The organism is candidate division KSB1 bacterium, from assembly GCA_034506255.1.
Classification (GTDB): Bacteria; Zhuqueibacterota; Zhuqueibacteria; order Zhuqueibacterales; family Zhuqueibacteraceae; genus Coneutiohabitans; species Coneutiohabitans thermophilus.
Genome location: JAPDPX010000005.1, coordinates 211,119 through 236,940 on the forward strand (window position 1 = coordinate 211,119; position 25,822 = coordinate 236,940).

Annotated in this window: 19 protein-coding genes and 1 pseudogene; 10 read left to right on the forward strand and 10 right to left on the reverse strand. The window is 61.4% G+C overall.

The genetic code is table 11. The annotated features are described in order from the left end of the window. Nucleotides 1-151: 151 nt before the first annotated feature. The 7 genes from idi to ONB52_11740 form a co-directional block, all read right to left on the reverse strand. Nucleotides 152-688, reverse strand: coding sequence for an isopentenyl-diphosphate Delta-isomerase (gene idi, locus ONB52_11710; protein ID MDZ7416805.1), 537 nt, complete (start codon nt 686-688; stop codon nt 152-154). After that, nucleotides 660-1,205 carry a hypothetical protein gene (locus ONB52_11715; GenBank protein MDZ7416806.1) on the reverse strand — a complete coding sequence of 182 codons (546 nt, stop codon included), beginning with the start codon at nt 1,203-1,205 and terminating at the stop codon, nt 660-662. Before ONB52_11715 ends, idi begins: the two co-directional genes overlap by 29 nt. Before the next feature lie 160 nt (nt 1,206-1,365). After that, nucleotides 1,366-2,352 carry a beta-lactamase family protein gene (locus tag ONB52_11720; GenBank protein MDZ7416807.1) on the reverse strand — a complete coding sequence of 329 codons (987 nt, stop codon included), beginning with the start codon at nt 2,350-2,352 and terminating at the stop codon, nt 1,366-1,368. A 618-nt stretch (nt 2,353-2,970) separates the two neighbouring features. Next, nucleotides 2,971-3,813 (reverse strand): pantoate--beta-alanine ligase, encoded by an 843-nt coding sequence (gene panC, locus ONB52_11725; GenBank protein ID MDZ7416808.1) that lies wholly within the window; start codon nt 3,811-3,813, stop codon nt 2,971-2,973. Continuing rightward, nucleotides 3,797-4,753 carry a 2-dehydropantoate 2-reductase gene (locus tag ONB52_11730; protein MDZ7416809.1) on the reverse strand — a complete coding sequence of 319 codons (957 nt, stop codon included), beginning with the start codon at nt 4,751-4,753 and terminating at the stop codon, nt 3,797-3,799. Before ONB52_11730 ends, panC begins: the two co-directional genes overlap by 17 nt. 5 nt (nt 4,754-4,758) lie before the next feature. Next, complete coding sequence (gene panB, locus ONB52_11735; GenBank protein MDZ7416810.1) at nt 4,759-5,634, reverse strand: 3-methyl-2-oxobutanoate hydroxymethyltransferase; 876 nt, start codon at nt 5,632-5,634, stop codon at nt 4,759-4,761. Between the two features lie 203 nt (nt 5,635-5,837). Next, nucleotides 5,838-8,297 carry a GAF domain-containing protein gene (locus ONB52_11740; protein MDZ7416811.1) on the reverse strand — a complete coding sequence of 820 codons (2,460 nt, stop codon included), beginning with the start codon at nt 8,295-8,297 and terminating at the stop codon, nt 5,838-5,840. Between the two features lie 1,449 nt (nt 8,298-9,746). Here ONB52_11740 and ONB52_11745 point away from each other — a divergent pair. Next, on the forward strand, nt 9,747-10,523 hold the full coding sequence (locus tag ONB52_11745; protein MDZ7416812.1) for a tetratricopeptide repeat protein: 777 nt from the start codon (nt 9,747-9,749) through the stop codon (nt 10,521-10,523). 62 nt (nt 10,524-10,585) lie between these two features. Here ONB52_11745 and mutM read toward each other — a convergent pair whose 3' ends face one another. The 3 genes from mutM to ONB52_11760 form a co-directional block, all read right to left on the reverse strand. Further along, nucleotides 10,586-11,410 (reverse strand): bifunctional DNA-formamidopyrimidine glycosylase/DNA-(apurinic or apyrimidinic site) lyase, encoded by an 825-nt coding sequence (mutM, locus tag ONB52_11750; protein ID MDZ7416813.1) that lies wholly within the window; start codon nt 11,408-11,410, stop codon nt 10,586-10,588. Nucleotides 11,411-11,920: 510 nt separating this feature from the next. Continuing rightward, a complete protein-coding gene (locus ONB52_11755; protein MDZ7416814.1) occupies nt 11,921-14,053 on the reverse strand; it encodes an acetate--CoA ligase family protein in 2,133 nt (710 codons plus the stop codon). A gap of 984 nt (nt 14,054-15,037) precedes the next feature. Beyond that, entirely contained in the window at nt 15,038-15,514 is a 477-nt protein-coding gene (locus tag ONB52_11760) for a universal stress protein (protein ID MDZ7416815.1), read from the reverse strand. A gap of 687 nt (nt 15,515-16,201) precedes the next feature. Here ONB52_11760 and ONB52_11765 point away from each other — a divergent pair. The 9 genes and pseudogenes from ONB52_11765 (at nt 16,202) to ONB52_11805 (ending at nt 25,775) form a co-directional block, all read left to right on the forward strand. After that, nucleotides 16,202-18,253 carry an oligopeptide transporter, OPT family gene (locus tag ONB52_11765; GenBank protein MDZ7416816.1) on the forward strand — a complete coding sequence of 684 codons (2,052 nt, stop codon included), beginning with the start codon at nt 16,202-16,204 and terminating at the stop codon, nt 18,251-18,253. Between the two features lie 390 nt (nt 18,254-18,643). Continuing rightward, complete coding sequence (locus ONB52_11770; protein MDZ7416817.1) at nt 18,644-19,042, forward strand: hypothetical protein; 399 nt, start codon at nt 18,644-18,646, stop codon at nt 19,040-19,042. A gap of 178 nt (nt 19,043-19,220) precedes the next feature. Beyond that, on the forward strand, nt 19,221-19,574 hold the full coding sequence (locus tag ONB52_11775; protein ID MDZ7416818.1) for a hypothetical protein: 354 nt from the start codon (nt 19,221-19,223) through the stop codon (nt 19,572-19,574). 11 nt (nt 19,575-19,585) lie between these two features. Then, on the forward strand, nt 19,586-19,741 hold the full coding sequence (locus ONB52_11780) for a hypothetical protein (protein MDZ7416819.1): 156 nt from the start codon (nt 19,586-19,588) through the stop codon (nt 19,739-19,741). Nucleotides 19,742-19,892: 151 nt separating this feature from the next. Continuing rightward, a complete protein-coding gene (locus ONB52_11785; protein MDZ7416820.1) occupies nt 19,893-21,476 on the forward strand; it encodes a sodium:proton antiporter in 1,584 nt (527 codons plus the stop codon). 143 nt (nt 21,477-21,619) lie between these two features. After that, a complete protein-coding gene (locus ONB52_11790) occupies nt 21,620-22,894 on the forward strand; it encodes a dicarboxylate/amino acid:cation symporter (GenBank protein MDZ7416821.1) in 1,275 nt (424 codons plus the stop codon). A gap of 242 nt (nt 22,895-23,136) precedes the next feature. After that, on the forward strand, nt 23,137-23,526 hold the full coding sequence (locus ONB52_11795; GenBank protein MDZ7416822.1) for a hypothetical protein: 390 nt from the start codon (nt 23,137-23,139) through the stop codon (nt 23,524-23,526). Nucleotides 23,527-23,966: 440 nt separating this feature from the next. Further along, nucleotides 23,967-24,569: a sodium/proton-translocating pyrophosphatase gene (locus ONB52_11800; protein MDZ7416823.1), complete on the forward strand. Its 603-nt coding sequence runs from the start codon at nt 23,967-23,969 to the stop codon at nt 24,567-24,569. Continuing rightward, a pseudogene (locus tag ONB52_11805) lies at nt 24,530-25,775 on the forward strand (NupC/NupG family nucleoside CNT transporter). Before ONB52_11800 ends, ONB52_11805 begins: the two are co-directional and overlap by 40 nt. Nucleotides 25,776-25,822 lie beyond the last annotated feature (47 nt).

Below are 25,822 nucleotides of genomic sequence, written 5' to 3' on the forward strand. Positions count from 1 at the left end.
TGCCAACACTCGATTTGCGTTATTCCCGGCTGCCTCCTTTGCGTTGCAGTGGCTCGACCACCGCGGGCATGGTGTCGGGCCGGCGCAACAGGGAGGCAGCAAAATCGGCAATGGGGGCGTGGCAACTGGGCCGGGCGACCCTGGCGGGTGGTCAGGCACTGTCGGCAAATCCCGGCAGGCCGCGCGAACGCACGGCGCGCGGCGCGGCAATGCGAAACCAGACGGTGTAGTTTTCCGGCGAAGTTTGCAGTTCCTGTGCGAGGGCGGGCAGGCTCAGCCAGCGGTGAGCCATCACTTCGCGGGGATCGGGCTGCAGCGCACCGGAGTGATCACCGATGAACACGTGATCGTATTCATGCTCGATCAGGCCGTGTTCGAGTTCCGCCCGGTAAATGAATTGAAACGCCGGCACGAGCGGGCATTCAAAGCCCATCTCCTCGCGCAGGCGCCGGTGCGCCGCACCGGCAAGCGATTCGCCCGGCCGCGGATGACTGCAGCAGGCATTGGTCCACAAGCCGGCCGAATGATATTTGTTCAGCGCGCGGCGTTGCAGCAGCATCTCGCCGCCGGCATTGAAGATGAAGATCGAAAAGGCGCGATGCAACCAGCCCTCACGGTGGGCGGCCAATTTTTCGGCGACGCCCAGGGGCTGATCGTTTTCATCGACCAGAATGACTTGTTCCTGCATGGTTTTCGTCCCGGTCATGCGGCGGCGGTGCGGCGGCCAGCAGGGCATCCAAACGGGCAAACAGCGCCTGCAACCCGTTCTTGTCGGCTGCGCCGGCAAGGCTCAGGTGAATGTGGCCGGCACCGTCGATCACCACCAGCCGGAAATCATCCCGTTCACGATTGTAGTATTGTGTGACCTGACCTTCCCAATCCAGCAGCACAGGGTGGGCGACGCGCGCCTTGATGATGCCGCTCACCAGGCCGCGCGCGAGCACCGGCACCGCCGACAGCATCGCCACCCCATGAATTTCGATGCGCTCCCGATAGCGCTTGTAAAGCGGCCGCACCCAGCCTTCGATGTGCGCCGTGCCCTTGTGATCGGCGAAGGTCACCACGCGAATCTTGTTCGCGGGAAAGTGGCAACTGCGGGAAATGCCGTATTGATCCTGCAACTCGAACGCCAAGGCCGCAGGCAGGCGCACGAGGGAATCCGGCGCCGGAACAGCAGCCGCGCCGCCGAGGTTGGCGGTGACCATTGGTGGTTTCTCCCTGGACTTTTTGTGACTCCTGGTTTCCTCGCCGGAGGCAGCGCCGGCAGAGCCGGTGTGCAACAGGCTCAGGCTCAGCAGAACCAGACACAAGGACTTGGCAGGGCGGGATTTTCTAACTGACTGCTGCGGTGAGGCTGCCGGCATGTCATTTTCCAAACAAAAAGATGTCGGTGAGCTGCGTGGCCAACTCTTCGACCTCCGGCTCGGCGCGGTTGGTGAGAATGATCACGCTGAATTTGTCGTCGGGATAGCGTTGGATGACGTTGCGAAAACCCGAGGTGCTGCCGGTGTGTTGCAGGCGGCGATGACCGCGATAGTCCTGCACGCGCCAGCCGAAGCCATAATCCAGCGGCCGGCCATCCGCCAGAACGCCGGGCGTGAAGGCCTGCTGCAAGGTGGCGGCACTGACCAGTTTTTCCGTGTAAAGCGCCTGATCCCACTTGAACAGGTCTTCGAGGGAGGAATAGATGCCGCCATCACCGAGCACGGCGCTGGTCAGGCTTTGGTCCTTGAGAACAAACGCGCCGTTTTCCTCGCGGTAGCCCAGGGCACGGTGCGGGACGTGCGAGACGCCGTTTTCAAAAGCCACGGTAGTGTGCATGCCCAGCGGCTGGAAGATGTTGGTGCGGAGAAACTCCGCGAAGCGCATGCCGGAAACCCGCTCGACCACCATCGCCAGCACGGCATAGCCGGAATTGCTGTAACGATACTGCGTGCCCGGCGGAAAATAGGTCGAGTCCTGCGCCTGCATGAGCGCGAGCACATCGCGATCGAGCACCTGCACCGTGGCGGTATCGGGCAGAAGGTCTTCGTAGTCGATCAAGCCGGAGGTGTGCTGCAGCAGATGGCGGAGGGTCACGGTGCGGCCGTAAGCCGGGAACTCCGGAAAGATTTCCGTGAGCGTGCGCTCGTAGGTCAGTTTGCCGTGCTCGACCAGCATCATGATGGCCATCGCGGTGAATTGTTTCGTCAGCGAGGCCAGCCGGAAATTGGTGGCGGGCCGCACCGGTGTTTGGTCGGCGAGATTGGCCAGGCCGTAGGCCCGCACGAAAACCGGTTTGCCGCGGTGAATGATCATGACCGCGGCGCCGGGCACTCCCGGCTGATTATAGGCCCTGAACAGGGCTTCCATTTGTGCGATTCTTTCCATACCACAGCCCGGCAACAGGAGCAAAGCCGGTACGGCACAACACAAGGCAGTTGCAAGCGACAGGGGGTTCACGTTGTCATCCGGTTTGTCAAACAGGGAAATTCTGTGCCGCCCCGGCACGACGCGCCACGTCCCCGGCGGTGCCCGGCACTGTGCCATCTCCTGAAATTTTGCATCCAGATTGCTACCATCCGCGAGGAACGCCGATTTGATCGCGACGCCCAACCACCCCAGGGAGCGGGGCATAAAAAATTTTGCGGGCAAACGTGCTGTAAACTCCGGCAAGAGTGACCTGGTTGGTTCTCATCAAAAAAAACGCGCTATATCATGAGAAATTCCACAGGCCACTCCCAACGGAGTTTATAGACTCGCAAGATTCCCATGTCTACAAACAGTTCACTCCCGACGGAGTTTGCGAACACGTCATTTATGCCGGGAAACAGCGTGCCCGCATGCAAAATTTAGGCACTTGATGACCATCCGGCTGCAGCCGTTCCACACGGTTTTGTCCATCATGCTCGCGGGTAGTGATACGATCAATGACTTTTTCATCCGTCTTGGCGACAACCATGCCCGTGCAACCAATCGCCGCCGGGCGCACTAAGCTGCCGGCAGCAACACATTGTCGATCAGGCGGGTCTTGCCGAAAAACACCGCCAGCGAGAGCAGCGCCGGACCGCTGATGGTCTCGAGCTCTTCCAGCGTCACCGGGTCAGCGACGCTCACATAATCCACCACCGCAAGTTTTTCCTGCGCGATGATTGCGCGCATCTCCTGGCGCAGGCTCTCGGCGCGGCGTTCGCCGGCCCGCCACGCCTGCTGTGCCGCGGTCAGGGCACGATACAGCACCGGGGCGGCGCGGCGTTCTTCCGGCGAGAGATAGGCATTGCGCGAGCTCATGGCCAGGCCGTCCGCTTCGCGCACCGTCGGGCACACGATGACTTCCAGATTGAAATCGAGATCCTGTACCATCCGGCGCACCACCACGGTTTGTTGCGCATCCTTCTGGCCGAAATAGGCGCGCGTGGGCTGCACGATATTGAACAGTTTCGCCACCACCGTGGCCACGCCCTGGAAATGCGTGGGCCGCGAGCTGCCCTCCAATGGTCTGGTGACGTTTTGCACGGTAACCACGGTTTGAAAGCCGGGAGGGTACATTTCCCGTTCGTCCGGCGTGAACACCAGATCCGCCGGCACGGCCGCCAGCATCTCCAGATCGCGTTGCAGCGCGCGCGGATAAGTGCTCAAATCCTCACGCGGGCCGAATTGCAGGGGATTGACGAAAATGCTGACCGCGACTTTGTCATTCTCGGCGCGGGCACGCCGCACCAGGGCGAGATGGCCCTCGTGCAAATAGCCCATGGTGGGCACGAAGCCCCAGCGCAAATGCGGCTCCTGCCAGCGCACCGCGCGCACGCGGGCAATTTCAGAGGTGACGATCATGTTCTCTCAGACGGATCAATTCGGCAATGTCAATTTGTTCTGCACCGTCGCGCATCAGCCGCAGCAGCAGGTTGTTGACCGGTGTGGCCACACCCGCCTGCCCGGCGAGCGCCACGATCCTGCCGGTGATCGCCTCGATCTCCGTGGGCGCGCCGCGCTGCACGTCCTGCAGCATGGAAGAATGATTGCCGGCCGTGGCCCGCGCCACGGCCAGCGCCTGCGCGCCGGCTTCGGCGGGATCGAGCGCCACGCCTTGCGTGCGCGCCACACGCGCCGCCTCGGCCACGGCCTCCAGCATCAGGCCGCGCGCCAGCTCGTTTTCCACCAAATAACCGTTGGGTTGGCGCAACAACGCCGTCAGGGAATTGATGCCGGCGCTGATCACCAGCTTGCGCCACAGCACACGGGTGACCTCCGGCAGGACCTGCACCTCCATCTGCGCGTGTTCAAAGAGCTGCAGCAGCCGGTCGAACGCCGGCGTCCATAGCGCCGGCTGCGCCAGACAAGTCGGGCCCTCGCCGGCATGGCGCACCACGCCGGGCCGCACGAGCGTGGCGCCTTGCGACGTGCTGCCCGCGATCACGCGGTGCGGTGACAGCGCGGCCTGTAAAATTTCCGCGTGCCCCAGCCCATTTTGCAGCGTGACCGCCAGTCCCTCCGGCGCCAGAATCTGCTCTGCCAGCGCAGCGGCCTGCGCGGTTTTGTAACTCTTCACCAGAATGAAGGCCAGCTCGACGCAGCCGACTTCGCGCACGTCATTGGCGATGCGCACCCGATGCACGCTGACACGTTGATGGCGGTCGATCAACCGCAGGCCGTGGTGGCGCACGGCCTGCACCTGTTCCGGCCAGTCGCCGCACATGATCAGCTCGCACAGCGCATGCAGACGCGCGGCGAACAGGCTGCCCAACGCGCCGATGCCGATGATTGCAACCCGCATCGCCGTTACGGCGCTTCCGCGTTTCGGATCATTTCCTCCAGCCGGGCCATTTCCTCCGGTGGCATTTGGTAGGTGTGCTCGGCGCCGGGAAAGCGGCCGGAAATCACCTCGTCACGGTAGGAGGCCAGCGCCGCGCGGATGAAGGTGCCGGCCTGGGCATAACGCTTGACGAAACGCGGCTGCAAGCCCTCGAACAAACCCAGCAGATCGTGATACACCAGCACCTGGCCGTCACAGGCCGCGCCTGCGCCGATGCCAATGACGGGAATCTCCAGCCGCGCCGTGATCAGTGCGGCCAGCGGCGCGGGAATCGCCTCCAGCACCAGGGCGAAACAGCCGGCATCCTGCAGAATGAGCGCATCCTGCAGCAGATCGAAAGCGCTTTCCGCGGTTTTGCCCTGCACACGATAGCCGCCGAGCTTGGACAACGATTGCGGGGTCAGCCCGATATGCCCCATCACTGGAATGCCGGCGGCCACGATGGCCTTGACCGCGGGCGCCATCTCCAACCCGCCTTCGAGCTTGACCGCCTCCATCATGCCCTCCTTCAGGAAGCGCGCGGCATTGCGCACGGCTTCCGCCGGCGAGGTTTCGTAAGAACCAAAGGGCATGTCGCCGATTTTGAAGGCGCGTCGCGCGCCGCGAGCCACCGCCCGGCAATGATGCAGCATCTCGCTCATGGTCACCGCCACGGTGCTGTCGTAGCCCAGCATCACCATGCCGAGCGAATCACCCACCAGAATGACTTCCACGCCGGCTTGCTCGACCAGCATGGCCGAGGAATAATCATAGGCGGTCAGCATCACGATTTTCTCGCCGCGCGCCTTTTTCGCGTGCAGATCGGGAATCGTGATTTTGGTTGGTTGGTTTTGCACGGACATGCGGGGCCTGCTCGGCTGAAAAGAAATCACCTGCCGGGTTTGCGCCTGCCGGTCGCCGGCGCAACTCCCGGGCAAAAAAATCTCCAGCGGAAAAAGCCACCCCCAACCGTCCTGCAATGTCTGCACCCGCCGGCAGCTTGCACTCCGTGGAGACGATGCGCGCCAACGAAGTGTTTGCAAAGTAGAAAGATCGCCCAGTAAAGTCAAGCCTCGGTTTCCACCTCTTCGGTAGCGGCTTCGGCAGTGCCTTCGGCGGCGGCCCGGGTTGGTTCTTGCGCCGGCGACGGTGCCGCCGCCGACTGCACCTGCACACGCAGCGCCCGCAGATCCGGCAAGCCGTCCAGTTCCTCCAGCTCCAACTCTTCCACCGGGCCGGTCACCTCGCCGAGGGTGCGAAGATAGTCGAGATATTCACGATATTCGGCGGCTTCCGCCGGCTGGCGATAGACGATCGCGAGCCGTCCGGGCTGGGTCAGGCGCTCGTGCGTGCCCTTGATCAGGGCTTTGTCAATGCGCTGTTTCATGAAGGCCTCGGGCACAAGACAGGCCCCCTCGAGATCGAATCGCTTTTCGTCATGGCGAAAGCGGATGGTCAGCGGCGTGTTTTGCACCAGAATGAGATGGGTCATCTCCAGTGGCACTTTGAGCTTCGGCTTCTCCGCTTCCGCCAGACGGGCCGCGCCGCACATGAGCAGGAGCTGCCACAGGCGGATGTTCTTGAGATAAAGCGGATTGAAGCCGCCCTGCTCCACCAGCGCGGCCCCCAGGTAGATGACATGCGCGATGCCGTCACTTTGGTATTTTTCGAAGTAATGCGGAAAGATGGCTTGCGCTTTTTCCTGCTGCGCAACGAGCAAGCTGCCGATGATTTGATTGAGCCGGGTGAGGCTGTCTTCGAAATCCCGGCGCTGGCGATACACACAGCCGAGGGCGGGATCGAGCGCGGCACGATAAGCGGCGATGTGCTCCCGCACGGTCGCGGAGAACTCCTGCAAGGGCTCGAAACAGGGCTCGACCTCGTGGCGGAGGAATTCCAGCGTGTCCCGTTCCCCGCCCGGATTGAGCACGCGGGACATCGTCTCCAGGTGCTGATTCAGACGATTTTCCAGTTGTGCGAGAAACGGCAACCGCCGTTCGCCCAGGGCGGCGCGGATGGCCTGGCGGGCAAGCTGCAGTTGTCCGGTCAAATCGGCACGGATAGCCTTCTGCCGCTGCGTGGTCGAGTTGCGCACGTCGGACAGGCCGAAGAGCGGATAAACCTCCCTGAAGACGACAGGCGCCATGTCCGCCGGCAGGCCGGCTTCGCGTGCGCGCAGACACGCGAGCGCCGCCGCGTGAAAACGCCATGCCACCACGGGATGCAGAGCGGTGCAGTGTTCCTGGATGACGGCTTCGACGCGCTCGTTCAGCTCCTCCAGGCTGCGCTTGACGGCGGCGGCAAAGAAGGGCAGCAGTTCGTGCAGCTTGAGGACATTCATGGCATGCAGGTCGCCGGGCAGAGCAGAGCCCAGCTCCAACAAGCCCACGAGTTTGCCTTCATCCTGCAGCGGCGCGACGAAAATATTCCGGATTCCCTGCTGCAGCAGGGCGCGCTCGACACCGGTGGCAGCCGGGGCGGCCTCGAGATTTTCGACGATCACGATTTCATTGCGCTGCAGTGCATGTTCGTAGAGCGAACCGGCAAACGTGTCGCATTGTTGCCGGCAGACGTCGCTCAGAATGAAGCTTCCGCCGAGGCTGCGGCCGTGTTCGAGCAACATTTCCGGGGTGCCGGGAATGGCGGCCAGGCCGAGCTGCACCCCCGGCCGTCGCAGCAGGGCACGCAGCTTTTCCTGCACCGCCTGCCGCTGCGCCGGTTCCCTCAGCGCGTGTTTTGCGAGCAGGTCATGTTTGAGCGAGGACAACAAGTGTTGCCCGGTCACCTCGCGGGCGGTGAAAATCGCGAAGCCGTGAAACTCGAAGCATGACGGCGGGATCAACTCATACCAGGCCGCCAGTGCGGTGGGATGAGCGAGCAGCCGGCGAATCTCCCCCGCCGACAGCGGCACCGGCTCGCCGATTTTTTTGATTTCGACGAAGCGCAAATCGAGATCGATCTGATAGTGGCGCGCCAGCCCGGTTTGGGGATCGGCAGTAGTGACAAGCAGGGGATGCTCGAACTGCGTGTCGACATCATAAAAACGCCGCAGAATGTGGGAATAAGCCATGAGAATGCGGTCGCGTCTGAGCGCTGCCGGTTCGAGGTTCATCCCGCGAAGGCTGCCGCCGTTTTCGCCGAAGAGATTGAGCAGTTTGAACGCCGGCGTCAGGTGGAAGGGCTTTTCCGCGAAGGGCACGGCAGCGGCGGCCAGTGCCGTTTCCCAATCAGCATGTGGAAAGACGACGCTGAAGAGCTGCTCCACCAGCGCCTTGTGGCGGGCTATCGCTTCCGGCTCCACCACGGGCTGAATCAGCGCCGGCGCCTTCAGCAATTCCGCCAGCATTTGCCGCGCCGCCGCAGACTTGGCCGGATTGGCGTCAGCGGCATACTGGCGCCACAAGTCGATGAGCGGTTTGAGACTGAGGAAGGATGGGAAGGGAAAGGCGGGTGCTTCTTCGCCCATCGCCGCGCTCCGGCTGGCGAAGGTGACCTGTCCGTTGTCCTGCAGAGGTTCACGATCCATGTTGTCATCTCCATTTTGACGACCATCCTGTCACGACCCGGCCTGGGCCTGAACATTCGCAGCGTTTCACCACCCCGGTGATTTGCAAACCCCGCTTCGATCGGAGAAGTCTGCGCGACACTTTCATCCCGATGGGAGGCCATACAGGCATGGCAAATTATCACCAAAAGACTACTTTTGTAGCAGGCCCCTCAGGGTCGGTGCCTGAAGGCACTACTACGAAAGCTCATTTTCATTCTGACAGGTGCTGCGTGCGGCATGGCAAATTCCCCTGAAGACACCATTCTGGCCGCGGAGATTTTGGCGGCGCCGCTTTGTCCGGTTTGCCACTGATGAAAAATCAGCGCGAGACGGCGTCGATCAGCGTCCTGGCAATTGGTTCAGGGCTGCGTGCCGCATTACGCCTTGCCCATACAGATCGAAATGGAACCCCCCAAAACTCTCACGCACAGAGTTTTGCTGCAGCACTTGCCAAGCAACAAGCCTCCGCACCACAAAAATCACACAGACCATCAGGTTTTCCCTCGTGCGTTGGGAGGGTTGCGTGGTTGTAAAATCTTCGCGGTGCCAGTTCCGACCCCTTTTTGATCTGCCACAACCTGGCTGTGGCCTTCCTCCTGCAGAGCAGGGCATCTGCAGGATCGCAAGATAAAGCCACGGTCAAACCGTGGCAAACGGTCCTTCTTTGCAAAACCCCTGCGGCTGCGGTCCTTGCGTGTTTTGGCTTTTGGATTTATCGCTTCGAACAAGTCAGCAGCATTGGACATCTTGTCTGCCGGCAGGGAGGTCTGCGCGACTCCACACGCAACGGATTGCGATTCACGATGTGTTTCATGCTGGGATATAGGCGCATGGTGACCGTTGCGCCGAGCGCTGTCAGAATTTTCTCACTTTTTTCGAGGGGTGGCGTCGCGGCCATGCAGCATGATCCTCGCTGCGCGGGCATGCGCACGTGGTGCGCACCGCATGCGCACCGGCTGGTCCGGAGGCGGGCCGGAGAGGTTGTCAGCCAATCTTTGCCTGCGCTAATCCACACTTTGCTCGGGGATTGCGCTCTTCCCCGAACAACAATTATTGTCGTGATCCCGGCACGCGGTCAATTCTTGACATCAGCACGCAGCAGAACGTTCAAGGGTTTGGCCGGGGCTTTAACGCAAAATCGTATTTCAATTACCACCGCGCGGCAGGCCGCCATCACCGGCGGGGTGTTTGACCGGCGAAAATAATGGGTTTCCCCGGCGGGCGGTCGTGGCATCTTTTCTGCTGTCACTTGTACGCGGCACATGCACCTCTCGCATGACCACCTCACCAAGACCCCACTCAGACAAAGCCAGCGTGGGCCACTGGATCACCTCCGGCAACTCGTCTTGCACGAGGCCGCTTACACTCGCACAGCGGGTGCACAGTTTTTCTTGCCAGTCAAACAACTTCAGGACGAAAGGACAAGTCGTGAGAAGAACCATACCGCAAGCAGCATGGGCGCCGGCCTTCGGCCTGCTGCTCCTGCTGCACAACGCCGGCGCTCAGGAACTGGGAGCGCCAGCCAACCTTGCCCCACAATCTGCAGCCGGCCACGCCATGCCGTTGGCAGCCAGCCACCAGGCACTGACAACGCCACCTGCAACGTTGCCGGATGAAATTGCAGCCGGTCAAAATGACACAAGTGCGGTGGACACTTCGGGCCATCGGGCCGCGGTCGCGGATACGCTGCCTCAGCCACCGGCCAGTGCAGAGACCGAATCCCAGCTGCCACTTCCCCCCGCGGCGCTCGTCTCCCCGCCCACTGCTGCAACGCCGGCGCTGCCGCATCTCAAAGCACAGGCACCGGCCGCGCAGGGCATGCAGCCCTGGCGCACGCTGTTGCAGCAAACGGTGATCGCGCTGTTGACGCTCGTGATTCTCTTCACCGGTGCCACGTATTCCAGCACGTTTCGCATGCGCCTGTTTCTCTGGCAGGGGGATTATGCGCGTGCGGCAAAAATCTGCGAGCGCAAACTCAGGCGCCGGCCCGAGGATGCCAAACTTTATCTCACGCTGGCCAGCATCTATTTGGCCCTGGACCGCCAGGACGAACGGGCAATCGAAGTGTATCGCAAAGCGCTGCGCTTTGATCCGGCCACCAGCCAGCACGGCAAGATTGCTGCGATCATCGCCCGCTATTGCCGTCACGAAGGCGAAATGGATTCGGAGTTCTGGAAGGTGCTCGGCGGCGCGCTCAACGCATGAGGCGGCACGGCAAACCCGCAGACGCGGCTGCGCCGTGCCTGCGGGCCTGCCGGGGCAGGCCTTCACTTTTGGCAGTGAGGACAGTAGAACGAGCTGCGTCCGACCTGCACCACCCGTTTGATGGTGGCGCCGCAAGTCAGGCAGGCTTCCCCGGCGCGGCTGTACACTTTTAAATGCTGCTGAAAGTAGCCCATTTCGCCGTTGCTGTTGTAGAAATCACTCAGCGTCGTGCCGCCGTTGGCGATCGCGAGTTCCAGGGTTTCACGCACCGCCGCCACCAGCCGGCGCCAGTCTTCCAGCTTCAACCTGCCGGCGGGCCGCTGCGGCCGCAGGCCGGCGCGAAACAGCGCCTCATTCGCATAAATGTTGCCAACCCCCGCAATCTTGCTCGCATCCATCAAATAGTTTTTGATCGGTCGCGCCAGACCGCGCGTTTGGTCATACAGCCGCTCGGGCTGGAATTGTGGCGAGAGCGGCTCGAGGCCGAGATGCTGCAGGTGCACGCAATCGGCGAGCCGGTGCGGCGCAACCGCTTCCACCAGGCCGAAACGTCGCGAGTCGCGAAAGCGCAACTCACTGCCGTCCTCCAGCGCAAAGCGAACATGATCGTGCTTGTCGAGCGCGCGTCCCGCCTCACACCACAACAAGCGGCCGCTCATGCCGAGATGAATGAGCAAATGCGCTTCATTCTGCATCCGGCAGAGGAGATATTTCGCGCGGCGCGTGACCCCCACCACCCGCTGCCCGGCGATCCAGCGGCGCAGGCGGCCGGCTGACACCGGCACGCGCAGCCGGGTCTCGCGAACGCTCACCGCCGTGATCTTTTTGCCAACCAGCGCCTGCTGCAGACCGCGCCGCACGGTTTCGACTTCAGGAAGCTCGGGCATGAACCGGACTCAAAATTTGACGCCGCACCGGCCGCGCAGGGAAAAATTCGACCGGCGGGTTGCAATTCAAGTGTCCATCCGAAAGCAAAAACTTTTGACGGGATGTTGCCGCCAGGGCGTGGCCGTTGCACAGGAAGCCCGGCTGAGCCGGGGTCGAAATGTTTTCGGGCAGATACCAATGCACGGGAGGTGAAAAGCTTTTCCTGCCTCACTCCCACGATCAGCGAAGATTCGCTGCATGTCTTCTAGTGAGTCGCTGCTGAAGTGGCAAAAATTCATCTTTGAGCAGTCGCCCACCAGGGGCGGGGACGACAGAATTCACGTTTACAGTGCAGTAGGACGACATGAGGACCCAACCCGGCGAAGCCGGGGCCAAAAAGGCACACCCCGGAGCGCAAAGCCCCTGAGATGACGCCAGAGAAAAGCATTCGAGATTTTCTTTGCGGTTCATCTGCGTCCGGGTTTGCAGCGTGAAATTTTTGCCTTTTTCGCAAAAATTTCTGCAACAGTCTAATCCAGCCTGATTCGCATCCGCACATCGACTGCCGCGCATTTTTCCGCCTCCGGGAAGGCCAGGAACGGGTTGATGTCCATCTCCACAATCTCGGGGAAATCGCCGGCGAGTTGGGAGAGTCGCAGCAGCACTTCGGAGAGCAACGCGAAGGCCACGGGCGCTTCGCCGCGCACGCCCTGCAAAATCGCCGCGCCCCGTATGCCCTGTACCATGACCTGCGCATCCTCCACCGTCAACGGCACCGCGCGCAGAACGAGGTCGCGCAACGCCTCCACATAGATGCCACCCAGGCCAAAGGCCAGCACCGTCCCAAAAGTCGGCACCGTGTGCATGCCGAACAGCACCTCGCGGCCCCCGCTCAACATGCGCTGCACCAAAAAACGCGTCTGCTCCCCGGCCAGGCCGAGGGCACTCACCTGCGCCTGCAGATCGAGAAAGGCCGCGGCCAGCTCGTCACGGGTGCGCAAGTTCAGCCGCACGCCCTTGACCTCGGTCTTGTGCAGCACCGCGCTGCTGGAGAGCTTCAAAACCACCGGGTAGCCGAGCTGCGAGGCGGCGTGTTGCACCTCCTCCCAATCACGGCAGGGCGCCACCCCGGCCGCCGGAATGCCATAGGCCTGCAGCACACGAAACGCCTCGCTGTCATGCAGATGCTCGCGCCGTTCCCGGCGCGCCCGCTGCAGAATCTCCTGCACGGTGGTTTGCGCCACCGCGAAATGCGGTGGCGGCGTCACCGGCCGGCGGCGCCAGACCGCGTAGCGCGCCATGGCGGCCAGACAGCGCACCGCCGATTCCGGAAAGGGAAAAGCCGGAATGCGGTTGCGTTTGAGTTCCTCGAAGCCGGTGGCCACGCCGCGCATGCCCATCAAGCAACCCACCACCGGCTTGTTGAAGCTGCCCGCCACCTTCGCGATGCCGCGCGCGACTTCGAACACGCCGGTCACCAGCGGCGGCACAAAGATGACGAGCGCGGCATCGACTTCATCTTCGCGCAACACCTGCTCGAGCACGAAGGTGAATTCCTGCTCGCCGGCCGCCGGCAGCAAATCCACGGGATTACGCACGCTGGCCTGGGGCAGCAGCCGCTCGCGCAGCCGGGCCTGGGTGGCCGCGCTCAAGCTGGCAAGCCGCAAGCCGAGTTGCTCGCAGGCATCGGTGGCCATGATCGCCGGGCCGCCGGCGTTGGTGATGATGGCGATGCGGTTGCCCGCCGGCAGCGGCTGATGGGCCAGCCCCAGAGCAAAGTCGAACATCTCTTCGATGGAATTGGCACGCAGCACACAACACTGGGCAAACAGCGCATCGAAGGCGGCATCGGCGCCGGTGATCGCGCCGGTGTGGGAGCTGACGGCGCGCGCCCCGCTCTCCGTGCGGCCGGACTTCACCACGATGATGGGTTTGCGGCGCGTCACCTCGCGCGCAAGCTGCACAAAGCGGTGCGGCCGGCCAAAGCTTTCCAAATACATCAGGATGACGTTGACAGAGGGATCATCCTTCCAATACTCCAGCAGATCATTGCCACTGATGTCGGCCTTGTTGCCGATGGAGGCGAACATGGACACGCCGAGATTCAGGCTGGCGGCATAATCGAGAATGGTGACGCCCAGCGCGCCGCTCTGCGAGGCAAAGGCGATGTTGCCCCGCCCGGGATAGCTGCCGGCAAAAGTCGCATCCAGGCGAATGTCGGGGTCGGTGCAGATCACGCCCATGCAGTTGGGGCCGATCATGCGCATGCCGTGGCGCCGCACGATCGCGAGCAGTTCCTGCTCCCGGGCGGCGCCCTCCGCTCCGATCTCCTTGAAGCCGGCGGTGATCACAATCAAGCCTTTCACGCCCTGTTCGCCGCATTGGCGGGCAACGGTCAGCACTTCCTCGCGCGGCACCACGATCACCGCCAAATCCACCGGGCCGGGAACTTCGCGCAGGGAGCGATAGGCCTTCACGCCGCCAACGTGCTCCGCCTGCGGATGCACGGGATAAACCGGGCCGTTGAAATCCGCGCGCAGCAATTTGTCGAACAGCGCACGGCCAATGGAACCGGGACGGCGGGAAGCGCCGATCACGGCGACGGAGCGCGGCTTAAAGATCGCATCCAGCGGATGCCGCGAGTCGGGACTCTTGGACATCATTCGCCTCTGACCGAAAACGTTCCATCCCCGGCTGGCCGGGGTTTCCAAAACGCCGGGGTTGTGAAACCCTGAAATCTCCTGCAACGGTCGGGACATTGCAGCAGCATTTTTTCAAAAGTTCGTGATTTCGGGCGCAGACGAATTCGCATGCTGCGCCACCGGCAATCACAAAGCTTTTCACCTGAATTTTGCACCCAGATTGATCCCCTCCGCGGGAGACGCCGCTTTGATTGCGACGCCCAGCCACCCAGGGGGCAGAAAAAATTTTGCCGGCCAACGTGCGGTCAACTCCGAAAAAAGTGACCTTTGGGATTCTCATGGGATTCTCATCAAAACAATGCGCCCAATCATGAGAAATTCGACAGGCCACTCCGGACGGAGTTTTGTGAACAAGTCATTTCTTCCAGGCAAGAGCAAGTCCGCATGCAAAATTCAGGTATGAACAACTCGCTCTGCTTGCGCTGTTCGCTGGCGCGGCCTCGCGATGAGAGGGAGGACAACCGGCAATTCCGCCCGGGACGCCCTGTTCATCGCACGGCAGAGATGCAACCCTCGATGTGAAGATCCAATCCCAAAATCCGCCCACGCAAGCAGAAATTCCACGGAAAAAGCCATTTCGTGGCAGGCCATTTTCGTGGGAGAGAGGCCGTGACGCCTGCGGCAAACAGGCGAATTTCGCAATCAGGGTCGCGCCACCTTCGAAAAAAGTCTGGCGTGACTTCGAACGGAATGGCTGACGGCGCTTTGTGAACACGCCATTTATTCCAGGGAACAGCAAGCCAGCATGCAAAATTCAGGTTTCAACAAGAAGTGTTTTGGCAGCGGCTTGGCCGTTGCCGTCACCATCAAAATTTCAAAAACCTTTTCCGCCGGCCGGAAATCGTTTCTGGAAAGGGACTCCCCACGGTGTGCTCAACTGCCACGGGGATGAAACCTGCACGCGCGACCAGTCATGGCAACCGGCACGCAGTCCCCGCTGCCGGCTCATTCTTCGTCGATCACTTCCACCGGGCAGGGGGCGCGCGCCATCAGGTCCGATACCGCCGAGCCGAAAAGAAAACGCGAGAGGCGGGAACGTTTGCGGCGGGTGACGATGAGCCGGTCGATCTTCTCGCTGTTGAGCAGGGCCAGCGCCTCCTCCACCCAGTTGCCGCGGCGAATGAAGGAGCGCACGCGAATGCCCTTGGCCTGTGCCGCGGCCTCCACTTCGCGGATTTTTTCCTGCGCCTGTTCGACATATTCCTGCTGCAGGGCGGCCAGAAACTGTTCGGAGGGTTTGCCGCCGATCCAGCCCTCTTCGGTGAGCTTGTGAGAGATGAGGGTGGGGATTTCGGCATCGAGCACGAACAGCACCACCAGCTCGGCCTTGTGCGCGGCGGCAATCTCCAGGGCCAGCTCGATGCAGCGCGGGGAACGGCGCAGGAAGGACAACAGCAGCATGATCCTGTACACGGTGGTCATCCCTTGTTTCCGCAGCATCACCTGTTGAGCCGCAACCGGTCTTTTCAACCAACCGGCAAAATCGGGCAGGGAAAGTAGCCCGCCTTGCCATCAAAAGCAAGGGCTTTGCCGCGTCCGGGCAACCCGATATATGATTGCCGGCGAGTTGGCAGGCACCAGCGGGAGGGACGCGGACCCGGATCTCCTGCCCGTCTCCGCGAGAGCGGCATGTGCCAGGCATCACCCTGCCGGCCGTCTTGCGATAAAGGGCTTGCGCCCGAGCGCGCTGATCGGTATATTTCTCCCACTTTTTTCGGACCACCCCACCACGAGGAGCGTATGAGCGAACGAGCCGTTTGACCGAAGGCCGTGGCCTTCTCCCACCCCACGAAGGCCGCTACAACCAAACTGAGAGAGGGAGGTATTGCATGCCCAATGCGAAATGCAAGCACGTCGTTCTGGCTTCACGATTCCCACCGCGGTCTTCATCCTTGATCCTGGCGATCCCAACTTGAACGATATTCCTGGTCGGGCCCATTCTGTCCCGTTGCCGCTTGTTGCCATCCGGGAGGCCAACTGCCACGTTGCATTCATCATGCGCCCACTGCCGCATGCGGCAGTGCCCCCGCGGCATGACAGGGGAGCCCCCGGCCGGGAACGGTCAGCATGATGAGGCGTCCGATTCCCATCTCAACGAAGGAGACAATCATGGCTGAAGTCAAATTCACGGGTGGCGCAGCCCCCAGCTACAAACCCTATGTTGCGCCGGAATCCTCGATGGCGGAATTCACCCTGCGCGCGCTGGTCATCGGCCTGGTGATGTCGGTGGTGCTGGGCGCGGCCAATGCCTATTTGGGCCTGAAGGCCGGCATGACCATCGCCGCGACCTATCCGGCAGCGGTGATCGGCATGGCGTTGCTGCGCATCGTGAAAGGCTCGATTCTGGAGGAAAACTTTGCACGTACCGTCGGTTCCATCGGTGAGTCGGTGGCGGCCGGCGCGATTTTCACGATCCCGGCTTTCTACATCGCCCGCATTTGGTATCCGAATTTCGCCACCACCGGGCATTACCTGGAATCGACCGCGATCATGGCCGCCGGCGGTGTGCTCGGCATCATGTTCGTCGCGCTGCTGCGCCGGGTGATGGTGGAAGACAAGGAGTTGCCGTTCCCGGAGTCGGTGGCGGCCGCTGAGATTCACAAAGCCGGCCGCAGCACCGGCACGGGTGCGAAATTTCTGTTTGGCGCCATGGGCGTGGGGGCGTTGATTCAGGCTTTGGGGCAGTTCAAGTTTTTTGCCACCACGTGGGAAAAGCTGGTGACCTTTGCGCCGACGAAAATCGGCTTGCGCAGCAGCGGGGAAGTCACGGCGCAGGGCGGCATGCTGCTCAGCTCGCCCGGCATCAGCCCGGCTTATATCGGAGTGGGCTACATCATCGGGCCGAAGCTGGCGTCGTTGAACTTCAGCGGCGGTTTGCTGGCGTGGGGACTGTTCGTGCCGATTCTCATGTATTTCATCGGACCGACCCTGCTCGCGGCGGGTGCCATGCCCGACGAGGGAACGTGGACGGCGATGGCCGGCAACATCTGGCGCTTGATCGTGCGGCCGATCGCCATCGGCGGCATGTTGGTGAGCGCGGGCTACACGCTGTTTCGCATGCGCAAGAGTCTGGCCACCGGCCTGGCGCGCTCGATCAGCGATGTGAAGAAGGCGGCCGCCGGCGGTCACGTGACGGTGCGCACCGAGCAGGATTTGAAATTCAACTGGGTGATGATCGGCATTTTGGCGGCCGGGGTGGCGACCTTTTTCATCTACAACTATTTTGCCCAAAGCGTATCCGCCGCGCTGGTGGCGACGCTGGTGATGATCATCGCCGGCTTCTTCTTCGCCGCGGTCTCCGGCTATCTCGTCGGCATCATCGGCTCGAGCAACAATCCCATCAGCGGCCTTACGCTCTCCACTTTGCTGGTGGCCGCTTTGTTGATGGTGGTATTGGGCATGAAGGGCACCGAAGGCGTGGCCGCAGTTTTGGGCGTGGCCGCAGTGGTGTGCGTGGCAGCCGCGGTTGCCGGTGAAATGCTGCAGGATCTCAAGGTCGGTCACATTCTTGGCGGCACGCCCTGGAAGATGCAGGTCGGCGATCTCTTCGGCATTGCGCTCGCCGCCGCCGTGATGTTTCTGCCGCTCGTCATTCTGCATGAGGGCGACATCAAGGCCGGGCAGATGGCCAGTCCACCATATGAGGGTGGCTTCGGCAGCCCGAAGCTCTCCGCGCCGCAGGCCAGCTTGATGGCGCTGCTGTCGCAGGGCATCGTGGGCGGCACCATGCCCTGGCCGCTGATCATCGTGGGCATGTTCATGGGTTTCGGCTTCATTCTCATGCAGGTGCGCAGCCCGATGCTGGTGAGCGTGGGCATGTATCTGCCGCTGGAAACGACCTTTGCCATTTTTGTCGGCGGCTTGATCAAGGGCATCGTGGAAAAGGTCAATGCCAAAAAACAGTTCAATGAGGCGCAAAAGGCGCGCGTGGAAAACACCGGTGTGCTGCTCGCTTCCGGCTTGATCGCCGGCGAGGCGCTCATCGGCCTGCTGTTTGCCGGCCTCGCGTTCGCGGAGGTTCAGCTTTTTGCCATTTTCGAGAAGCCGTCGTTCCTCATCAGCCTGGTGGTGCTCGCGCTCATTGGCTGGATTTTGGTGCAGATTCCGGTGAAGAATGCCGGCCGGGCGGATGAACCCGCACCGCCGAGCGGCGTGTTTTAGTGTGTGGTTGTGGTGAATCATTCGCAGTCCCTGCCCCTGGTGCGCGGCCGTCGCAGCAACGGCACTCGCAATTGCAGCAGCGCCCGGCCAGAGGCATGACCGCGAAATTGACGTGACGCTGTTCACCTGACATTGTCACCCCCCAAGCATTGCCGCTGCGCCGCGGAGTTCGCAAATGAGATTGCCTGTATTCTCTGCGAACTCTGCGTCACCGCGGTTCAAATGTTTGCTTTGTGGTTCAGAATCGTTCAGAATTCCATTCTGATATTGAATGCCTTACGGCATACCCAACCCGCCCGCCATCGGGTTTTTCCCGCCATTCTTGGGACTGGACTTTCACAAAAGCCTTTCGTATTAATGCGCCCGGTTGAACGAATCTTGAATCTTGTCATGTCAAAAAAATCCGGTAAAAAGATGGGACGCAGCATGTTGCTGGCTTTGATCAGCCTCAACATGATTGTCGCGCTGCCGCCGGCAGGCGCGGCGTTGATCTTTTCCTGTGAATACCAGGGCGAGGTCGTGGCCAACCGGGTGATGCAGGCCTGGACCGACGGCGAAGTGCCGGCCGGCTGCCACTTCCTCATCCCCAAAGCCGGCCAGGATGAGATTGTGGTCAGCCTCAAACGCACCATCGAACCGACGTCCCTGGTCAAATGTCGCATCTTGCTGGCAGCGGACTCCCCGCAAATCTCCAGCGGCGACGACTATTTTCAAGCCAACGATCTGCAATTCAATACTCCCCGCCTCGTTTTTCGGCAGCCTGAGAGCGAGCATTCCTCCGAAGGCTGAAAGCTTGCCCAGCTATTTCTCCATTTTTCATCACTCCCATCATTGATTCGGCGTGCGAACCGCGCGTCACCACAATGGTTTCGTCGCGGCATTCGGCGCCTGTTCACGCACAAACGGAATCGCAGGGTGGCAGGGAGGCTTGCGTTTATCACGATGTGCCTGCAGCCAGGAGTATGCGATGTCCAGTTTCACAGAGAACCCGGAGAACTTCACCGTCAGACGGTCCGCGCTGGAGCAAAATACCGCGCGCGACCTGCAAAGCCTCGCCCAACTGATTTCCGCGGAGCAGCGCCAATATTTTGTCCGCAGGTTCTTTGCCGGAAAGGTTCAGTGGTTCGATTCGCTGTGCGCTTTACTGGAGGCCGCGTCGACCTGGAAGGTGGCGTACCGCATCCTGCACCAGCATTACAAGGCGCACGGCATCAATCCCTGGCAGGAGGAAGCGCGGCAGCTCTCCAGCCTGCTTTACAAGCGCTATTTCCCGCAGGATGCCCATGTTCAGGCTCCGGCGGAACTCACCCGGGAACACTGAAGGACCGCATTATGCCACTCAATCAAATCCTCTTGATCATTATCGGCGGCGGCATGGTCGCCGGCATGCTGTATGTGTTTATCCGCGTGCTGCTGCGGCCCACGCCCAAGCCGGTGGAACCCCATCCGGACAAAAAGACCGAAACCGGCGTTGCCGGCAAAGCCTGAGTTCAGCCGCAATGCCCGGCGCCCATTGTCGGCGCCGGACATTGCGCAATTGGGCTTGCATGAGTTAAAATTTATGCTAGGTTGGGGCGAAACTTCATTCCCAGGCTGTTGAGGGCTACAACAATGTCGAAAAACTTCAAAAAGGATTTGTATGTCACCGCGCAATGCCTCACGGCAACTGGATGAAATCAGACGCGCTTTTGCTGCACCTCAGTCGCAAACCGGACTTTACTTCCTGAAACATTTTGCCCTGTGTTTCACTCTGGTGCTCGCCCTGCCTGCTGTTTCGGCTGGGGCGGCACCGCTGCCGGACGCCGCGCCCATCCCCGCCGCGGCGGCCGCCAGCCCAATTGCCGCGCCGGCTGACTCTGCCGCACGGCATGACGCCGCCGGACACGGCAGCCTGGGCGCCCGCCTGCCGTTGTGGAGCGGCTTTCCTTTTGTCGGCATTCTGCTTTCGATCGCGCTTTTCCCCCTGCTGGCGCCGCAGTTTTGGCATCATCATTTTGGCAAGGTCACGGCGGCCTGGGCGCTGCTGTTCGCCGTGCCCTTTGCGCTGCAATTTGGCGGTGTGGCCGTACATGAAATCCTGCATATCTACCTGAGGGACTACCTGCCCTTCATTATCCTGCTTTGGGCACTTTACACCATCTCGGGCGGCATTTTGGTGGAGGGCGCGCCCGCCGGCCGGCCGGCCACCAACACGGCGATGCTGGCCATCGGCACGTTGATCGCCTCCTGGGTCGGCACTACCGGCGCCTCGATGCTGTTGATCCGCCCGATGCTGCGCATGAACCAGGAGCGCAAACACAAGGTGCACGTGGTCATCTTCTTCATCTTTCTGGTGAGCAATTTAGGCGGCTCGCTGACGCCGCTGGGCGATCCGCCGCTCTTCCTCGGCTTTTTGCACGGCGTGCCGTTCTTCTGGACCATGAAGCTGATTCCAGAAATGTTGACGGTGTCCCTGCTCGTGCTCGGGTTGTTCTATCTCATGGACGCCACGCTGGCGCGACGCGAGGGGCTCGCGGCGGGCACCCACAAATCCCGCGGCATCCGGCTGCGCGGCCTGCAGAATTTGATTTTTTTAGCGGGGGTGGTTGCAGGCGTGCTGTTCAGCGGTTTGGTGAAACTGGGATCTTTCAACGTGCTCGGCATCGAGCTGGCCACGCAAGATGTCGTGCGTGACCTGTTTTTGATTCTCATGGGGCTGCTCAGCCTGCGGCTGACCGCACCCGAGGTGCGCCAGGGCAACGACTTCACCTGGTTTCCCATCAAGGAAGTGGCGATTCTGTTTGCCGGCATTTTCATGACCATCATCCCCATGCTGGCAATGCTGCGCGCCGGCACGCAGGGCGCGATGGCGTTCATCATCGGCGCGGTGCATGAGCCCTGGCAGTACTTCTGGGCCACCGGCAGTTTGTCGAGCTTTTTGGACAATGCCCCGACCTATCTCACTTTTCTGAGCACGGCGCTCGGCCAGTTCTACCCCGGCCAGGTCGAGCTGGAGGCGTTGCATCACCTCATCGCCGACCATGAAATCTACTTGAAGGCAATCTCCTGTGGCGCGGTGTTCATGGGCGCCAACACCTACATCGGCAACGCCCCCAACTTCATGGTGAAATCCATTGCGGAGGAAAACAAGGTTGCCATGCCCAGCTTTTTCGGCTATATGCTCTATTCACTGGCGATTTTGCTTCCCGGCTTTGTTCTGGTGACATTCATTTTTTTCAAATAGTAGCCCACTGCGCCGTCGCACTCTGCGGCACAGGCAACCAGCGCCACAGGCGTGCAACGGTGCAGCGAAGGGCAAGACCCAGGCAATCGGCCGGAGAAAACAACGGATCATTAACGTTGCGGCAATGGAAGGGAGGAAAAGGGATGGCGCGGCACACCAAAATCTTCCTCGGGCTGGTCACTGGTGCAGTCGCCGGCGTGTTCTGTAACAAGTTTCTGCACGACGCGGCAGCCGTGGCGTGGATGCAGAAATACCTGAGCGATCCACTCGGCCGGATTTTTCTCAACCTGCTGATCATGGTGGTCATTCCGCTGGTGTTTGCCAGTCTGGCGCTGGGCGTGGCGCAAATCGGCGACCTCAAACAGCTCGGCCGTATCGGCCTGCGCACGATTGGCTATTTTCTGCTGGTGACCGCCATCGCCGTGACCATCGGCCTGGTGCTGGTCAACACCATTCGCCCCGGTGACTATCTGCCCGCCGCGACCAAAGAGAAGCTGATGGCGCAGTACAGCAGGGAAGCCACCGAGAAGATGGGAGCCGCCGAGCAGGCAAGCACCGAGTTCGGCATTCAAACCCTGGTCAACATTGTGCCGCGCAATCCCATTGCCGCGGTGGCACGGCCCAATCCCGACATGCTGGCGTTGATCTTCGTGGCCTTGATGGCGGGCGTGGGCCTCACCCTGATTGCCCAGGACAAGGCGCAGCCCGTCGTCCGTTTGCTGGAGGGCGTGTACGAAATTTCCGTCAAGATCATCAACCTCGCGATGAAGCTGGCACCCTATGGCGTGGCGGCGCTGATCTTCAGCGTCACCTCGCGCTTTGGCTTCGATCTCATCGTCGCGCTCGGCATGTACGTGCTCACCGTCATCCTCGGCCTGGCCCTGCATCTCTTCGGGGCGCTCGCGCTGCTGGTGCGGTTGTTCGCACACTACTCGCCGCTCAAGTTCTTCCGCAAAGTGGAAACGGTGATGCTCACCGCCTTTTCCACCAGCTCGAGCAACGCCACCCTGCCCACCACGCTGACGGTCGCGCAGGAGAATCTCGGCATTCCGCCCAAAATCTGCGGCTTCGTCATTCCGCTGGGCGCGACCATGAACATGAACGGCACAGCGCTGTTTGAAGGCGTGACCGTGCTGTTTCTCGCGCAGGTCTTCGGCGTGCCTCTCGATCTCTCCATGCAGTTGATCGTGGTGATCATGAGCGTGTTGACGGCGGTGGGCGCGGCGGGCGTGCCCTCCGGCTCAATTCCGTTGCTCATTCTGGTGTTGCAGATGGTGCACGTGCCGCCGGAGGGCATCGCCATCATTCTCGGCGTCGACCGGATTCTCGACATGTGCCGCACAGTGCTGAATGTCACCGGCGACATCACCTGCGCCGCCTACGTGGCGCGCAGCGAAGGCGTGGTACTGAAGGAGTAGTCCGCTGTGCCTGAGGACTGGCCAGTTGCCCGCATGTGCAGAATTGGCCTCGCGAGATGTCATGCAGACGAATCTTGGGAAATACTTGCACGGCGCCCACGTTTTGTCAGAGTTCTTGCAAGATGACATTGCAATTGGTTTTGCCCGTCATGGTTTTGACTAAGCTCTTTCCCCGTGCCGTCCGAGGGCTTCAGTTTTCGCTGGCTTGAAAACTGGCGTAGACACTTGGCATGAAAAGACCAATGAACAATCTCCAGCGCGGCTTGCTCGCCGGCGGCCTCATTTTCAATCTGTTGATGACGTGCCCACCGCTGGGCCTGGCGGCCATGCTTTCCTCCGGCCCGGAAGAAAGCGTTGATCTGCCCTCCTGCCCGCTCCTCACCAGAATCAGCGATGCCGAGATTGCCGCCGGTGTTCCGAGCTTCATGCCCAAGTCCCCGCAGGAGACCGAATTTCTCCTGGTGAAACGGCTGCGGGCGAGCGCCGTGGCGCTCAGTGGCAGAATAATCTTGTGGCACGAATCCCGGCTGATCGCCGAGCTTCACGAGTATCCGCTCGCCAACGATCTTCATTTCAACCAACCGCGCGTTTCTTTTCGCCAGCCTTCCGGCGAGCATTCTCCCGCCGGTTGACGATTTCCCTTCCTGCCGGCGCCTGCTGCCGTGGAGTTGCCGGCATGCGCCCAATTCTCCACAATAATCACAGACAATTTCGAAAGCGGCACCCTTCCTGGAAAACCGGCGGTTTTCCACGCGCAAGGTTGCAGCGGTGCCCTCTTCACACGACACGTATCCTGCCGTCTCCCCTTGCCGTGATTGCAGGCGGGCCGCGCCGGAGGCCGGTCAGCGCATGATCATTCGAACCGCCTGCGGTGCAACAAAATGAATGGCTGCAAGGGAGTACTTGTGGAACTCGGTCTCACCCTCGGGTGCAGCGTCTTTGCGCTGCTGTTTGCCGGATATCCGGCAAAATGGGTATTGCGGAATGACGAGGGCACGCCGGCGATGCGCGAAATTGCCGACGCCACAGCGAAGGCGCCGAGGCATTTCTCGCGCGCCAATACAAAATCATCGTGCTGCTCACGGTGCCGGTGGCGGCGGTGCTTTACGCTTTCATGCGGCCCGGCACGGAGCATGACCTGGTGCCGGAAGCCTTGCGGGCAGCATATGTTGCCGGCTCGTTTGTTTTGGGCGCCATCTGCTCAGGCATTGCCGGCTACATGGGCATGTACGTCTCGATTCGCGCCAACATTCGCACGGCCGCGGCCGCGCGCACGAGCTTGAATCGCGGCCTGCGCATTGCATTGCGCGGCGGCGCGTTTTCCGGCCTGTTCGTGGTGGCGATGAGCCTGCTGGGTGTGGGCGGTTTGTTCGCCGCGCTCGCGGCCTTGGGCACGCCGCCGGAACACATTCCCTTCTTGATTGCCGGCTATGGCTTCGGGGCGAGTTTCGTGGCGCTGTTCGCGCAGTTCGGCGGCGGCATCTACACCAAAGCCGCGGTGGTCGGCGATACAGTGGGCGATCCCTGCAAAGACACCGCCGGGCCGTGCTTGCACGTCGTCTTCAAACTGCTCAGCACGATCACGCTGGTGCTGGCGCCCCTGTTCATTTCACTCGCAATGCAAAGGAGGAGAGGATGGAAAGAGGAATCAGTGTGCTCGGCATGTTTGCGATGATCGGCCTCGCCTATGCCCTGTCCTATGACCGCCGCCGTTTCCCCTGGCGGGTGGTGTTTTGGGGAACCGCGCTGCAGTTGCTGTTTGCGTTTTTCATACTCTGGACGAGCGCCGGCAAGGTCGTCTTTCAATGGACCGGCGACAAAGTCACCGCCTTTCTCGGCTTCACCCGCTAGGGCACCGAGTTTCTCTTCGGCAATCTGGTCAAGCCGGAGTATCAAAACACCTTCGGCATGCAGTTCGCCTTCGCGGTGTTGCCCACCATCGTTTTTTTCTCGGCGGTGATGTCGATTCTCTATCATCTCGGCCTCATGCAGAAAATCGTCGCGGGCATCGCGGTGGTGATGGCGAAAATCATGGGGACCAGCGGCGCGGAATCGCTGTCCTGCGCCGCCAACATCTTTGTCGGCCAAACCGAAGCGCCGCTGTTGATCCGGCCGTTTGTGCCGCAGGCGACCAACTCCGAGCTGATGGCGGTCATGTGCGGCGGATTCGCCACCATTGCCGGCGGGGTGATGGCGGGCTGCATCCTGATGGGCATCCCCGCGGCCCACATTTTCGCCGCCAGCGTGATGTCGGCGCCCGCCGCGCTGGTGATGGCCAAGATCATCCTGCCGGAAAAGGAGGAGCCGGTGACGCGCGGCCAGGTGAAAGTGCCGCCGGCCAAAGTTGCCAGCGGCGTAATCGAGGCCGCTGCAACGGGCGCGGCCGATGGCATGAAGCTCGCGGTCAACGTCGCCGCGATGCTGCTGGCATTCATTGCCCTGATCGCGGTGATCAACGCCGGCATGGGCATTATTCACAATGCCCTGGCAGGCCTGGGCTCTCCCTAATTTCCCGGGCGAGCTGCGCATTCTGTTCGGCTGGATTTTCGCGCCGCTCGCCTGGCTGATGGGCGTGCCCTGGCAGAATTGCATCGAGTTCGGCAATCTGCTCGGCACCAAGATTTCAATCAATGAATTCGTCGCCTATGTCCAACTGGCGGATTTGATCAAAAGCGGCGGCATGAGCGAGCGCGCCATCATCATCGTCACCCATGCCCTGTGCGGCTTCGCGAATTTTTCCTCCGTCGCGATTCAAATCGGCGGCATTGGTGGCATGGCGCCCGAGCGCCGCGGCGACCTTGCCCGGCTCGGCTTGCGCGCCATGTTCGGCGGCGCGCTGGCAAGCTGGATGACCGCCGCGATTGCCGGCATGCTGGTTTGATCGTCAACCAAGCGCAAACCCTTTCACCCTTGCAAGCGCACAATCTG

Coding starts and splice junctions, on each gene's coding strand:
- ONB52_11715 (MDZ7416806.1), bottom strand. CDS start 1,205: ATGGTCACCGCCAACCTCGGCGGCGCGGCTGCTGTTCCGGCGCCGGAT.
- ONB52_11760 (MDZ7416815.1), bottom strand. CDS start 15,514: ATGACCACCGTGTACAGGATCATGCTGCTGTTGTCCTTCCTGCGCCGT.
- ONB52_11770 (MDZ7416817.1), top strand. CDS start 18,644: ATGTCAAAAAAATCCGGTAAAAAGATGGGACGCAGCATGTTGCTGGCT.
- ONB52_11775 (MDZ7416818.1), top strand. CDS start 19,221: ATGTCCAGTTTCACAGAGAACCCGGAGAACTTCACCGTCAGACGGTCC.
- ONB52_11790 (MDZ7416821.1), top strand. CDS start 21,620: ATGGCGCGGCACACCAAAATCTTCCTCGGGCTGGTCACTGGTGCAGTC.
- ONB52_11755 (MDZ7416814.1), bottom strand. CDS start 14,053: ATGATGTCCAAGAGTCCCGACTCGCGGCATCCGCTGGATGCGATCTTT.
- ONB52_11720 (MDZ7416807.1), bottom strand. CDS start 2,352: ATGGAAGCCCTGTTCAGGGCCTATAATCAGCCGGGAGTGCCCGGCGCC.
- ONB52_11785 (MDZ7416820.1), top strand. CDS start 19,893: ATGTCACCGCGCAATGCCTCACGGCAACTGGATGAAATCAGACGCGCT.
- panB (MDZ7416810.1), bottom strand. CDS start 5,634: ATGTCCGTGCAAAACCAACCAACCAAAATCACGATTCCCGATCTGCAC.
- ONB52_11795 (MDZ7416822.1), top strand. CDS start 23,137: ATGAACAATCTCCAGCGCGGCTTGCTCGCCGGCGGCCTCATTTTCAAT.
- ONB52_11740 (MDZ7416811.1), bottom strand. CDS start 8,297: ATGGATCGTGAACCTCTGCAGGACAACGGACAGGTCACCTTCGCCAGC.
- mutM (MDZ7416813.1), bottom strand. CDS start 11,410: ATGCCCGAGCTTCCTGAAGTCGAAACCGTGCGGCGCGGTCTGCAGCAG.
- panC (MDZ7416808.1), bottom strand. CDS start 3,813: ATGATCGTCACCTCTGAAATTGCCCGCGTGCGCGCGGTGCGCTGGCAG.
- ONB52_11765 (MDZ7416816.1), top strand. CDS start 16,202: ATGGCTGAAGTCAAATTCACGGGTGGCGCAGCCCCCAGCTACAAACCC.
- ONB52_11730 (MDZ7416809.1), bottom strand. CDS start 4,753: ATGCGGGTTGCAATCATCGGCATCGGCGCGTTGGGCAGCCTGTTCGCC.
- idi (MDZ7416805.1), bottom strand. CDS start 688: ATGCAGGAACAAGTCATTCTGGTCGATGAAAACGATCAGCCCCTGGGC.
- ONB52_11780 (MDZ7416819.1), top strand. CDS start 19,586: ATGCCACTCAATCAAATCCTCTTGATCATTATCGGCGGCGGCATGGTC.